This window comes from Amycolatopsis sp. NPDC058278 (genome assembly GCF_042881395.1).
Lineage (GTDB): Bacteria > Actinomycetota > Actinomycetes > Mycobacteriales > Pseudonocardiaceae > Amycolatopsis.
The window spans coordinates 1-12,185 of the sequence record NZ_JBHVXZ010000009.1; the positions used below are offsets into that span (position 1 = coordinate 1).

Sequence of the window (12,185 nt, forward strand, 5' to 3'; positions counted from 1 at the left end):
GCCTTCGCCGCTGCTCGCTACTTGACCGCGCCCATCGACAGGCCGCGGACCAGGTGGTTCTGCGCGATCCAGCCGACGATCATCACCGGCAGCGAAGCCAGCAGCGCGGCCGCGGACAGCTGCGCCCAGTACAGGCCTTCACTGGTGATGAACCCGACCAAGAACACCGGGACCGTGCCGGCCCGGGCCGCGGTCAGGTTGACCGCGTAGAAGAACTCCGTCCAGGAGAAGATCACGCAGATCAGCGCGGTCGCCGCGATCCCGGGCGCGACCACCGGCATGATGATCTTGCGCAGCAGCGTCGGCAGGTTGGCGCCGTCGATCCGGCCCGCCTCGATCATCTCGTGCGGTACCTCGAGGAAGAACGACCGCATCATCCAGATGGCCAGCGGCAGGTTCATCGACGTGTACAGGATGACCAGCGCCCACACCGTGTCGAGCAGCTCGGTGTTCTGCGAGATCACGTACAGCGGGATGATCGCCGCCACGATCGGCAGCATCTTCGTCGAGAGGAAGAAGCCGAGCGCGTTCGACGTGCCCTTGACCGGCGCCAGCGACAGCGCGTACGCCGCCGGGACGCCGAAGAGCAGCACCAACGCCGTCGAGATGATCGTGACGAACGCCGAGTTGGACAGGTACGGCAGGAACCCGCCGCTCAGGACGTTGCCGAGCTGTTCGAACGTCGGGGTGAAGAACAGCTTCGGCGGGTCGGTGTAGGCGTCCGCCTCCTGCTTGAACGCGGTGAGGATCATCCACAGCAGCGGGAAGACGAACAGGATCGCGATGATCCAGGTCGCGACGGTCAGCGACCCCTTGCCGTAAGCCCGCTTGCGCGGGGCGACAGTCGTCATTTGATCCCTCCGCTCACCGAGAACGTCCGGAACATCAGGCGCAGCGCGAAGGTCGCGACGATCATCGTCAGGATCACCACGATCACGCCCATCGCCGAGGACTGGCCGACGTCGAAGCCCTCGAACGCGCGCTGGTAGATGTAGTACGGCAGGTTGGTGCTCGCCGTGCCCGGGCCGCCCTGGGTCATCAGGAAGATCGCGTCGAAGCTGTTCACGATGTAGATCGCGCCCAGCAGGGTGGCCAGCTGCAGGAACCGGGACAGGTGCGGCAGGGTGATGAAGACGAACGTCCGCCAGCGGCCCGCACCGTCCACATTGGCCGCTTCGAGGACGTCCTTGGCCTGGCTCTGCAGCCCGGCCAGGATGAGCAGCATCATGAACGGCGTCCACTGCCACACGATCTGCGCCATCACCGCGGCCAGCGGGAACTCCGAAAGCCAGTCGGTGTCGGTGCCGAAGACGAAGTGCAGCAGCCCGTAGGTCGGGTCGAACATCGTCGTCTTCCACAGCAGCGCGCCGGCCGCCGGCAGGATCAGGAACGGCGTGATCAGCAGCGTCCGGACCACGCCGCGGCCGAGGAACTTGCGGTCGAGCAGGATCGCCAGGCCCAGGCCGAGCAGAAGCGCGACGAACACGCACACCACGGTCAGTACCACCGTGTTGAGCAGCGCGACCAGGAACGTCGTGTCGCTGAAGACGTCGATGTAGTTGTCCAGGCCGACGAAGTGCCGCGAGCCGGGCCGGACCAGGTTCCACGACTGGAACGAGTAGAACACGGTGAGCAGGAACGGCAGCTGCGTCACCGCGATGACGAAGATCAGCGCGGGCAGCAGCGGCAGCCGCCGCTTGGCCGCGGTGCTCAGGCCGCGTTTCTCTTCGACCTTCGCGTGGGAGGTGGACGTGGGGGCATCTACGGAGAGCGTGGACATCACTGCACCGCCTTGTAGGAGTCGCCCACCGTCTGGGCGTAGTCCTGGGACTGCTTCAGGGCGTCTTCGACGGACTCGCGGCCGGCGATCGCGGCCGACAGCTGCTGGCTCACCCGGGTGCCCAGGTCCTGGAACTCGGGGATGCCGACGAACTGGATGCCGGGGTAGGGCACCGGGTTCGCCATCACCTTCTGCTGGTTCGCGTCCGCGATACCGTCGAGCGTGGGCTTCGCGTAAGCCTTCGCCGCGTCGGCGTACTCGGGGATGGCGTACGTCGACTGGCGGACGCCCGGCGGGACGCGGTTCCACCCGTAGGTGTGGCCGACCTTCTGCACGTAGGCCTTGTCGGTCATCCAGGCCATGAACTTCCAGGCCGCGTCCTTGTCCTTGGCGACCTTCGGGATGCCGAGGGCCCAGGTGTAGAGCCAGCCGCTGGCTTGGGTCTTGACGACCGGCGCGGGTGCGTAGCCGGACTTGCCGACGATCTTGCTGCTGGACGGGTCCTCGTTGGTCCCCGCCATGACCGTGGCGTCGTACCACATCGCCGCGTTGCCCTGCGTGTAGCGCGTGCCGCACTCGGAGAACCCGGCGCTGGAGGCACCGACCTCGCCGTGGTCGCGGATCAGGTTGACGTAGAAGTTCGCGGCTTCTTTGAACTCCGGCGACGTCAGCTTGGCGTTCCAGTCCTTGTCGAACCACTGAGCGCCGAAGGTGTTGGCCACCGTGGTGAACGGCGCGAGGCTCTCACCCCAGCCCGGCTTGCCGCGCAGGCAGATGCCGGCCACGCCGTTCGCCTTGTCGTCGAGCTTCGCGGCGAAGTCCGCGATCTGCGGCCAGGTCGGCTTGGCCGGCATGGTGATCCCGGCCTTGTCGAAGAGGTCCTTGCGGTAGGCCAGGAACGACGACTCGCCGTAGAACGGCACCGCGTACATCTGGTTCCGGTACGACAGCGACTGCTTGATGCTGGGGATGAAGTCGCCTTCGTCGTAGCCCGGGGTGGCCGCCATGTGCGGTTCGAGGTTCTCGAGCCAGCCGTTGGCCGCCCACTGCGGGGCCTCGTAGTTGCTGATCATGACGACGTCGAACTCGCCGCCTTCGGTGGCGGTCGACGCGGTGATCTTGGCGCGGGCCTGGTTTTCCGGCAGGGACACGAACTTCAGCCCGATGCCGGTGGCCTTCTCGAACTCCGGCGCGAGCGCGATCGCGTCCTTCATCTGCGGGTTCGCGACGATGGCGATGACGAGCGTGCTGCTGCCGGTGCCGATCGAGCCGGCGCCCGCGCAGCCGGTGGCCAGCAGCGACGTCGCCGCGAGGAGGGTGAGGAGCTTACGCACGGCCACCTCCGGGGAGTACCTGCACCTTGAGGCCCGAGCCGCTGCGCATCTTGGCCAGCGCCTCGGGGTACTGCTCCAGCGGCAGGGTGTCGGTGAGCAGCGCGCCGGTGTCGATCGCGCCGCTCGCGACGAGGTCGAGGGCGGCGCCGAAGCTGTGCAGCACGGCCATCGAGCCGACGACGGTGATCTCGTCGTTGTAGATGCGGAACGGCGAAAGCGCGACGCGGGCTTCGGCCGGGGCGACACCGAAGACGAGCAGCCGTCCCCCGCGCCGGATCGAGTCGAAGGCCGCTTCGATGGCAGGGGCGGCGCCGGTGCAGTCGACGGCGACGTCGAACTTCTCGCCGTTCAGGTCGCTGACGTCCTTCGCGGTGGCGACGGCGCCGAGGCTTTGCGCACGCGGCAGCCGGGCTTCGTTGCGGTCGACCACCGTGACCTGCGCGCCCGAGCGCTGCAGCAGCTGCTGCATGATCAGGCCCATGGTCCCGGCACCGACGACGAGGAAGCGTTCACCGGCTTCGACACCGACACGGCGAACACCGTGCACGGCGCAGGAAACCGGCTCGACCAGCGCGCCCTGTTCCCAGCTCATCGTGTCGGGCATGCGGTAGCAGGTGGACGACGGCACGGCGACGTACTCGGCGAAGGCGCCGTTGACGGTGTCGCCGGTGGCGCCCCAGTTCGCGCAGAGGTTGCCGTGGCCGGCGCGGCACGGGCCGCAGTAGCCGCAGAACAGGGACGGGTCGACGGCCACGCGGTCGCCGACCTTCCACTCGCCCGGCACGTCCGCGCCGAGCTCGACGATCTCCCCGGCGAACTCGTGCCCGGGGACGATGGGGTACGGCGTGGGCGGGAAGTGCCCGTCCGCGATGTGCAGGTCGGTGCCGCAGATGCCGCACGCTCCGACCTTGACGACGACCTGACGTTCCCCGGGTTTCGGATCGGGCACCTCGCCGACCCTGATCTCACCGGGCCGGTCGACGATGGCGGCGCGCATGCCTTGCCCCTTCCTCGCGCTCAAATGAGCAACATTGACCTATGGCGTCGAGAACATGTGAAGGCATTACAGGTCTGACGTCGGTATTACGTCAACCTTTCGGCTGGATTTCGCGCTATTATGCTCATATGAGCGCCACTAAGAAGCAGCCGTCGTTGACTGAGGCGTTACTGCTCGCCACCGTCGCCCGGCGCTTCTACGTGCAGGGACGCTCCAAGCTGGAGATCGCCGACGAGTTCGGCGTCAGCCGGTTCAAGGTGGCACGGATGCTCGACACGGCCATGGAATCCGGCCTGGTCAGAGTGGAGTTCTCGCTACCGGCACCGGTGGACCTGGCGTTGTCCGACGAGGTGCGCTCGGCGTACGGCCTGGAGCGCGCCCTGGTGCTCGAACGCTCAACCGAGCGCGAGCCGAAGGAGGTCGTCCGGGCGAAGATCGGCTCGCTGGCGGCCCGGTTGCTGGAGGAGATCGCGGCGCCGTCGGACGTCATCGGGCTGTCGTGGGCGCGGTCGGTGAACGCCATGGCGGAGGCGGTCCGGGCCCTGCCGCGGTGCCCGATCGTCCAGCTCTGCGGGGTGCAGGCCGGGATGGACATGCGCGGCCGCTCGGTGGAGACGGTCAGCCGCGTGACCTCGGTCTCCGGCGGCGACGCGTACCCGATCTTCGGCCCGCTGGTGCTCCCCGACCGCCGGACGACCGAGACGCTCCGGCGTCAGCCGGGGATCGCGGAGACGTTCGGCCAGTTCCGCAACCTGACGAAGGCGGTGGTCAGCATCGGCGCGTGGCAGCCGGGCGAGTCGACGGTGTACGACGCGCTGGACGAAGCCGAGCGCGCGGCGATCGCGGCTCGGGGCGCGACGGCGGAGGTCGCGGCGCGGCTGTTCGACGCGTCCGGCAACGCGTTGTCGACCGGCCTGGCCCACCACGTCCTGGCGATCAGCCACGAGGAGCTGATGGCGGTCCCGGAGGTGATCGCCCTGGGCTACAGCAGGCCGAAAGCCGCGGCGGTGGACGCGGTTCTCCGGTCCGGCATGGTCTCGACGTTGATCACCGACGCCGCGGCGGCAGTGCCGTTGCTGGCTCTGGCGGCGAAGAACCCGCCCCGCTGATCACGCGAGACCCGCCTCCGATCACGCGAGTTCCGCCCTTGATCACGCGAGTTCCGGGTTGCGGCCCTACTCCCCCGGGCGTACGGCCGCCTCCTCGGTGTACTCCGGCGGGCGCAAACCCGGTCTCGGCGGGTCCGGGGCGAAACCCGGGTCGCGCCCGATGTGCCCGCGGCCGCGCCCGGCGAGCCTGGATCCCGTGACCTCCAAGACTTCTCCCCGCTGGCGCCAGGCCGTCGTCTGGCTGCACGTCGTGTCCTCGGTGGCCTGGATGAGCCAGGCCCTCGCCCTCGTCGTCCTGATGTCGCTCACCCTCACCCACGCCGCCCAAGCACCGGCCGCGACGTCGATGGCCGAAGAACTCGACTCCGTGCTGCTCGCGCCGATGGCGAACGTCTCCGCGTTCACCGGCTTGCTGCTCGCCGGCGCGACGGCGTGGGGCTTCTTCCGGCACTGGTGGGTGCTCACGAAGTTCGTCCTGACGCTGGCGCAGCTCTACGCCGGGATCTTCCTGCTCTCCCCCGCCCTGCGGGAGTCCGTGGACACCGCGACCGGCACGTGGGTGCAGGTCGCCGGGACCTCGCTCATGGCGAGCGCGCTGGCCTTCCAGGCCTGGCTCTCGGTCGCGAAACCGTGGAAGAAGACGTCGTGGTCGCCGGCCGCGAAGCCGCCCACCGCACCGACCTGGGTGTTCGTGGCGGGCATCGGCGCACCGGCCGTGGACGTCGCCGCCGGGATCGCCCTCGGCTACCCGCTGCCCGCGGCGGAGCTGGTCATGCTGATCGTGTTGCTCGGGTTTGAGCGGCGACGACGTCGTCGCCGTGCTCGGCGGCCCAGCGCCCGAAGCCCTCGATCGGCCCCAGCAGCGTCCTCCCCAACGACGTGAGCGCGTACGCGCCTTCGCGCCGCTCGACGAGACCGTCGAATTCCAGGCGCCGCAGGGTTTCCGTCAGCACCTTCGCGCTGATCCCGCCGATGGCGCGCCGCAGGTCGACGTGCCGCCGCGGACCATCTCGCAACGCCCAGACCACCACCGGGTTCCACGTGTTGGCGACCAGGTCGAACGCGAGCCGCGTCCGGCAATCCGCGAGGAAGTCCATGGTTACCGTTCGGTTCCTTCCCGGGTTCCTACCGTCGTACTGGTACCAGCCAAGCACAAGGAGGACGCATGCGGATCGGGATCTTCGGCACGGGCGGGATGGCGGACGCGCTCGGCACGCAGTGGGCGCGGGCGGGGCACGAACTGATGGTGAGCGGCCGGTCCGACGCAAGCCCGTTGGCCGCGCGGCTCGGAGCGTCCACCGGCACCTGGCAGGAGACGGCCGCCTTCGCCGACGTGCTGCTCCTGGCGGTTCCGGCCGCGGCGATCGGCGAGGTGCTCGCCGAGGCGGGCCCGCTGACCGGGAAGGTGCTGGTGGACTGCACCAACGACCCGAGCCTGACCGGCACCCCGGTGGCGTCGCGGATCACCACCGAAGCCGCCGTGGTGAAGGCGTTCAACCTGGCCCACGTCGACGTCTGGCGGATGACCCCACCGGTGTTCGACGGCCGCCCCCTGTCGGTCCCGCTGTGCGGCGACGACCCGGCGGCGCTGGAGGCGGTGAGCACCCTGGTCCGTGACGCCGGCGCGCGGCCGGTGCCGGCAGGCGGTCTCGACCGGGCAGCGCTGTTGGAGGCCACGGCGGCGTTCGTCATCGGGCTGTGGTTCGCGGGCGAAGACGCCCAGGCGATCCTGACCCCGGTTTCGTGAGGGGTGCCCGGGGAGCTAGTGCGCACCCACCTCGTTCACCCGGACCACCGCCATCCCGGCCTCGTCGGACGCGGCCAGGTCGACCTCCGCGCTGATGCCCCAGTCGTGGTCGCCCGCCGGGTCGTCGAAGATCTGGCGCACCTTCCACACGTCCGGCAGCTGCTCGATCAGCAGCAGCGCCGGGCCGCGCGCGTCCGGGCCGGTGCCGAGCGTCTCGTACTCCTCGAAGTAGCCCTCGATCGCTTCCTGCCACGCCTCGGCGTCCCAGCCGGACGCCGCGTCGAGCTCGCCGAGCACGTTCCACGCCCGGCGCCCGAACAGCTCGACCCGGCGGAACAGCTCGTTGCGCACCAGGACGCGGAAGGCGCGCTCGTTGCGGGTGACGGCCGGCGGCTCGGACGGCGGCCGCTTCGAGACCGGGCCCTCTTCGTCCGGGTGGCGCAGGGCTTCCCACTCGTCGAGCAGGCTGGAGTCGACCTGCCGGACGAGCTCGCCGAGCCACTCGATGAGGTCCTGCAGCGGCTCGGTCTTCGCCTCGTCCGGGACCGTGTGGCGCAGGGAGTCGTAGACGTCCGTGAGGTAGCGCAGCACCAGGCCCTCGGACCGGGCCAGCTGGTAGAAGCCGATGTACTCGACGAAGTTCATCGCGCGCTCGTACATGTCCCGCACGACCGACTTCGGCGACAGCTCGTAGTCGTCGACCCACGGGTGGCCCTGCCGGTAGCTGTGGAACGCGCCCTGCAGCAGCTCCTCGAGCGGCTTCGGGTAGCTGACGTTCTCCAGCAGCTCCATCCGCTCGTCGTACTCGATGCCTTCGGCCTTCATCGCCTGCACGGCCTCGCCGCGCGCCTTGAACTGCTGCTGCGAGAGCACCGGCCGCGGGTTGTCCACCGTGGATTCCACAGTGGACACGACGTCGAGCGCGTAGCTCGGCGACTCGAGGTCGAACAGCTCGATCGCGGCCAGCGCGAACGGCGAAAGCGGCTGGTTGAGCGCGAAGTCGAACTGCAGGTCGACGGTGAGCCGGATGATCCGGCCCTGTTCGTCCGGTTCGGACAGTCGTTCGACGACGCCGGCAGCGAGCAGGGCCCGGTAGATCGCGATGGCGCGCAGGATGAGCTTGCGCTGCGACGCGCGGTCCTCGTGGTTGTCCTCGAGCAGGTGCCGCATCGAGTCGAACGCGTTGCCCGGCCGCGAAATCACGTTCAGCAGCATCGAGTGCGTGACCTTGAAGCTGGACGTCAGCGGCTCCGGGTCGGCGGCGATGAGCCGGTCGAACGTGCTCTCGGTCCAGTTGACGAACCCCTCCGGGGCCTTCTTCCGGACGATCTTCTTTTTCTTCTTCGGGTCGTCGCCCGCCTTCTCCAGCGCCTTCGCGTTCTCGACGACGTGGTCGGGGGCCTGCACCACGACGTAGCCGTCGGTGTCGTAGCCCGCGCGCCCGGCCCGGCCGGCGATCTGGTGGAACTCGCGGGCCTTGAGGTGGCGCTGGCGGACGCCGTCGTACTTCGTCAACGCGGAGAAGACGACCGTCCGGATCGGCACGTTGATGCCGACGCCGAGCGTGTCGGTCCCGCAGATCACCTTGAGCAGCCCCGACTGGGCCAGGGTCTCGACCAGCCGGCGGTACTTGGGCAGCATCCCGGCGTGGTGGACGCCGATGCCGTGGCGGACCAGCCGCGAGAGCGTCTTGCCGAAGCCGGCGGCGAACCGGAAGTCGCCGATCAGCTCGGCGATGGCCTCCTTTTCGGCCTTCGACGTCACGTTGATGCTCATCAGCGTCTGCGCCCGCTCGATGGCCGCGGCCTGCGAGAAGTGCACGACGTAGACCGGCGCCTGGCCGCCGTTGAGCAGCTCGGACATGGTCTCGTGCAGCGGCGTCAGCGCGTACCGGAAGGTCAGCGGCACCGGGCGCTGCGCCGACGTGACCACGGCGGTCGGCTTGCCGGTGCGGCGGGTGAGGTCCTTCTCGAAGAAGGACACGTCGCCCAAGGTCGCCGACATCAGGACGAACTGGGCCTTCGGCAGCTCGAGGATCGGCACCTGCCAGGCCCAGCCGCGGTCGGGCTCGGAGTAGAAGTGGAACTCGTCGGCGACGACCTGCCCGACCGGGGCGTCCGCACCGAACCGCAACGCGATGTTCGCCAGGATTTCGGCCGTGCAGCAGATGATCGGGGCGTCCGGGTTGACGCTGGAGTCGCCGGTCATCATCCCGACGCTGTCGGCGCCGAAGATGTCGATGAGCTGGAAGAACTTCTCCGAAACGAGGGCTTTGATGGGCGCGGTGTAGTAGCTGCGGCGGCCCTGGGCGAGCGCGGTGAAGTGCGCGCCGACGGCGACGAGGCTCTTCCCGGAGCCGGTCGGCGTCGAGAGGATGACGTTCGATCCGGAGACGACCTCCATCACCGCCTCCTCCTGCGCCGGGTACAGCTCGATGCCCCGTTCGGCCGTCCAGGTCGTGAAGGCTTCGAAGAGGGCGTCAGCGTCGGCGGGGTCGGGATCCGCAGGCAGGAGGTCTGTGAGAGTCATCAGGCGTCCATCGTGCCATCCGCTCGTCGCAAAGTCGGCAGGGGCGATCGCATCGCGAGTGGGAAACCCGTAGGCTTCGCGGTACCGCGCATCGACTGGAGCATACTTCCGGTCTCGCGCGCACACGGGCGGTAATCCGGAGGGCTTAGGAATGGCACAGGACATCATCCCGATCGAACTCGGCCTGCCGCAGGGCGACGTCGTCACCCTGTGGGCGCCGCGCTGGCGGGAAGACGGCGAGGAGTGGGAAGCGTTCCTCGGCGACGAGGACGACCTGTACGCCTTCGCCGACGCCGCTCACCTGGCCGCGTTCGTCCGCACGTCCGAGAGGCACGACCTGCTGGACCACCCGGCCTGGGACGCGGTGCCGTCGCTGAACGTGCCGGAGCTGATCCCGGACGAGGACCACACGTACGACCTCGTCGGCGTGCCGGAGCTCGTCGCCGAGGAGCCGGACGTCTGGCACATCGCGGAGCTGGCGGAGATCGTCGGCATCGTGCGGTCGCTCGCCGACGTTTGCGACCTCGAAGAGGTCCACGAGATCCTCGACTCGACCGAGGGCTTCTCGCTGCTCGACCAGGGCACGCTGCCGTTCACCGGAAGCGTCGGCGCCCAGGTGTGGAACGACCTGTCCGAGACGGTGTCGCAGAAGTGGGACACCGTGCTCGACGCGATCGACGGCCTGGTGACCCAGCCGGAGGTCGACGAGAAGGTGCTGGAGCAGACGGCCGAGGAGCTGGCGGCGTTCCACGAGGAGTCCGCGGAGGCCGAGGCCGGCGCCGAGGGCGAAGAGGACCTCGAGGCGCTGGACTCCGATTCTCCGGAGTCGGACGACGACCCGGTCGAGGACGAGGGCCCGGTCGGCTTCTGGGCCGAGGTCGGCATCGACCCGATCAAGATCATCACGTCCGGCGCGGAGTACTACACGCTGCGCTGCTACCTCGACGACGCCCCGGTGTTCCTGGGCAGCGAGGGCGAGATCGACGTGTTCACGTCGACGGGCGCGCTCGCCCGGGCCCTGGCGGACGGCAAGGACCTGGCCGACACGGATCTGGCCGACGTGTCCACGTGGGACGAGGTCCTGGCGAAGGCGACGGCGGGCGAGCTCGAGATCGAGGTCGACCCGGAGAACACGTACGTCCTGACGGGCCTGGACGCCGACATCGCGGAGGGCCCGGAGGCGATCGACCCGACCCAGCTGGAGCTGGCGGTCGAGCTGATCACGGACGCGGCGGAGTGGGCGGGCGACGACACGGCCGAGACGGCACTGGCGGGCAACGAAAGCCTGGGCTGGCTGGTGTCCTTCGTCCTCCGCCCGGACCCGACGCGCCTGGAGCCGTCGGCGCCGTTCGACGCGGAGCAGGGCGCGTGGCGCAAGCTCGTCGAAACTTTCGAGAACCGCCTGACGGTGGCTTGAGTTTTTGGTCCGGCGAAGGCCGCCTCCCGCAGGTCGGGGAGGCGGCCTTCGCCGTGTCAAGGCTCGTCGCGTTCCGCGCGGACCGGAACCACCAGCACCGCCAGGGCCGGGAACACCGCCGCCACGCAGAAGGCGAGTGCGTACCTGCTGTCGCCGATCACCAGGCCCAGCAGCGGCGGGGTCAGGGAGGCCGCGATGTTCTGGCCCGTGTTCTGCGTGCCCATCGCGCGCCCGGACCACGCCAAGCCCGCCAGCTCGGCCGAAGCCGTGAAGCCCAGGCCGTTGTCCGCCACCGTGATCACCCCCGCCAGGGCCAGCGCCAGCAGCACCAGCCAGGGCCACGAAACGTCCCCGAGCGCGACCAGCAACATGACCAGGCAGCTCGAAACCGCCAGCTGACGCATCGGGCGCAGGCGGCTGCCGACCCGGTCCGACCACCAGCCCGACCCCAGGCGCCCGGCAGCGCCCAGCACCTGGACCACCGCCAGGTACCAGCCCGCCGACAGCGGGCTCCAGTGCTGCACCGCCACCAGGTACACCGGCGCGAACGCCGACACCGCGAACTGCGGCACCACCAGCAGCGCGCTCGCCCCGTGCACCCGCCACAGCGTCGCGTGCCGGTACGGCGAAGGCGGCTTCTCCCCTGAAGCCGGGCGAGGCGGCCGGGGCGGGTCCGTCACCAGCCACGCCACCAGCAGCGCCACCGCGATCGCCAGCCCGGCCGGCAGCAGGATCGCCGCCCGGAAGCCGAAGTGCGCGGCCAGCGGGGGCAGGCCCAACGCGGCGACGCCCACGCCGAGCGGCTGGGCCGTCTGGCGGATCCCCATCGCCACGCCCCGCTCGGACTTCGCGAACCAGCCCATCACGACGCGACCGCTCGCCGCGTTCACCGAAGCCGTACAGGCGCCGGCCGCCAAAAACACCCCAAAGAGGAGCCCGACCGGGTGATTTCCTACCCCGGCGTACACCAGGAGTAACCCCGAGACGCCCAGGCCCAGCGCCATGATGAGGCGCTCTCCGTAACGGTCCGCAGCCGCGCCCCACACGATCAGGGTGAACAACAGCCCGATGCTGGGTGCCGCGACGACCGTGCCGGCCTCGGCCAGCGTCAGCCCCTCGGCGGCGCGCATGGCGGGGACCAGGAACGGGATGCCGTAGAGGAACGAGCAGCTCGCGGTCTGCGCGGCGAGGCCGAGCGCGAGGATGAGCCACCGCTGTGAACTCGTCCGAAGCTGCTCGTCCGCACCGCTTCCGACCTGCGCCATCTTCGCC

Annotated in this window: 10 protein-coding genes and 1 pseudogene; 4 read left to right on the top strand and 7 right to left on the bottom strand. The window is 69.6% G+C overall.

Going from position 1 to position 12,185, the window contains the following annotated elements; genetic code table 11:
• Window positions 1–17: 17 nt before the first annotated feature.
• The 4 genes from ACFVYA_RS06435 to ACFVYA_RS06450 are packed head-to-tail and all read right to left on the bottom strand — an operon-like array spanning window position 18 to window position 4,111.
• Window positions 18–851 (bottom strand): carbohydrate ABC transporter permease, encoded by an 834-nt coding sequence (locus ACFVYA_RS06435; protein WP_285988252.1) that lies wholly within the window; start codon window positions 849–851, stop codon window positions 18–20.
• Complete coding sequence (locus ACFVYA_RS06440; RefSeq protein ID WP_285988251.1) at window positions 848–1,780, bottom strand: carbohydrate ABC transporter permease; 933 nt, start codon at window positions 1,778–1,780, stop codon at window positions 848–850. The genes ACFVYA_RS06435 and ACFVYA_RS06440 overlap by 4 nt, the downstream gene beginning before the upstream one ends.
• The gene (locus ACFVYA_RS06445) at window positions 1,780–3,120 is read right to left on the bottom strand and encodes an ABC transporter substrate-binding protein (protein ID WP_387043069.1); all 1,341 of its coding nucleotides are present in this window, start codon (window positions 3,118–3,120) and stop codon (window positions 1,780–1,782) included. The genes ACFVYA_RS06440 and ACFVYA_RS06445 overlap by 1 nt, the downstream gene beginning before the upstream one ends.
• A complete protein-coding gene (locus ACFVYA_RS06450; RefSeq protein ID WP_387043071.1) occupies window positions 3,107–4,111 on the bottom strand; it encodes a zinc-dependent alcohol dehydrogenase family protein in 1,005 nt (334 codons plus the stop codon). Before ACFVYA_RS06450 ends, ACFVYA_RS06445 begins: the two co-directional genes overlap by 14 nt.
• Window positions 4,112–4,239: 128 nt before the next feature.
• Between ACFVYA_RS06450 and ACFVYA_RS06455 the strand changes: the two genes are divergently transcribed.
• Entirely contained in the window at window positions 4,240–5,220 is a 981-nt protein-coding gene (locus ACFVYA_RS06455) for a sugar-binding transcriptional regulator (protein WP_285988248.1), read from the top strand.
• A gap of 196 nt (window positions 5,221–5,416) precedes the next feature.
• The gene (locus tag ACFVYA_RS06460) at window positions 5,417–6,103 is read left to right on the top strand and encodes a hypothetical protein (protein ID WP_387043073.1); all 687 of its coding nucleotides are present in this window, start codon (window positions 5,417–5,419) and stop codon (window positions 6,101–6,103) included.
• Here ACFVYA_RS06460 and ACFVYA_RS06465 read toward each other — a convergent pair.
• Entirely contained in the window at window positions 5,991–6,317 is a 327-nt protein-coding gene (locus ACFVYA_RS06465) for a winged helix-turn-helix transcriptional regulator (protein ID WP_387043075.1), read from the bottom strand. The genes ACFVYA_RS06460 and ACFVYA_RS06465 overlap by 113 nt on opposite strands.
• A gap of 59 nt (window positions 6,318–6,376) precedes the next feature.
• Here ACFVYA_RS06465 and ACFVYA_RS06470 point away from each other — a divergent pair.
• Window positions 6,377–6,967: pseudogene (locus tag ACFVYA_RS06470) on the top strand (NADPH-dependent F420 reductase); the annotation flags it as partial.
• A gap of 15 nt (window positions 6,968–6,982) precedes the next feature.
• On the opposite strand, the gene ACFVYA_RS06475 reads toward ACFVYA_RS06470, so the two are convergent.
• Window positions 6,983–9,496, bottom strand: coding sequence for a DEAD/DEAH box helicase (locus ACFVYA_RS06475; RefSeq protein WP_387043077.1), 2,514 nt, complete (start codon window positions 9,494–9,496; stop codon window positions 6,983–6,985).
• A 151-nt stretch (window positions 9,497–9,647) separates the two neighbouring features.
• Between ACFVYA_RS06475 and ACFVYA_RS06480 the strand changes: the two genes are divergently transcribed.
• Window positions 9,648–10,913, top strand: a complete 1,266-nt coding sequence (locus ACFVYA_RS06480; RefSeq protein ID WP_387043079.1) for a primosomal protein — start codon at window positions 9,648–9,650, stop codon at window positions 10,911–10,913.
• Window positions 10,914–10,969: 56 nt separating this feature from the next.
• Here the strand turns inward: ACFVYA_RS06480 and ACFVYA_RS06485 are convergent, their stop codons facing one another.
• Complete coding sequence (locus tag ACFVYA_RS06485) at window positions 10,970–12,178, bottom strand: MFS transporter (protein ID WP_387043081.1); 1,209 nt, start codon at window positions 12,176–12,178, stop codon at window positions 10,970–10,972.
• Between the last annotated feature and the right edge of the window lie 7 nt (window positions 12,179–12,185).

What these genes read in the sequence shown, in the direction of transcription:
- ACFVYA_RS06435 (WP_285988252.1), bottom strand. Translation starts at nt 851, where the DNA reads ATGACGACTGTCGCCCCGCGCAAGCGGGCTTACGGCAAGGGGTCGCTG.
- ACFVYA_RS06475 (WP_387043077.1), bottom strand. Translation starts at nt 9,496, where the DNA reads ATGACTCTCACAGACCTCCTGCCTGCGGATCCCGACCCCGCCGACGCT.
- ACFVYA_RS06450 (WP_387043071.1), bottom strand. Translation starts at nt 4,111, where the DNA reads ATGCGCGCCGCCATCGTCGACCGGCCCGGTGAGATCAGGGTCGGCGAG.
- ACFVYA_RS06465 (WP_387043075.1), bottom strand. Translation starts at nt 6,317, where the DNA reads ATGGACTTCCTCGCGGATTGCCGGACGCGGCTCGCGTTCGACCTGGTC.
- ACFVYA_RS06485 (WP_387043081.1), bottom strand. Translation starts at nt 12,178, where the DNA reads ATGGCGCAGGTCGGAAGCGGTGCGGACGAGCAGCTTCGGACGAGTTCA.
- ACFVYA_RS06440 (WP_285988251.1), bottom strand. Translation starts at nt 1,780, where the DNA reads ATGTCCACGCTCTCCGTAGATGCCCCCACGTCCACCTCCCACGCGAAG.
- ACFVYA_RS06455 (WP_285988248.1), top strand. Translation starts at nt 4,240, where the DNA reads ATGAGCGCCACTAAGAAGCAGCCGTCGTTGACTGAGGCGTTACTGCTC.
- ACFVYA_RS06480 (WP_387043079.1), top strand. Translation starts at nt 9,648, where the DNA reads ATGGCACAGGACATCATCCCGATCGAACTCGGCCTGCCGCAGGGCGAC.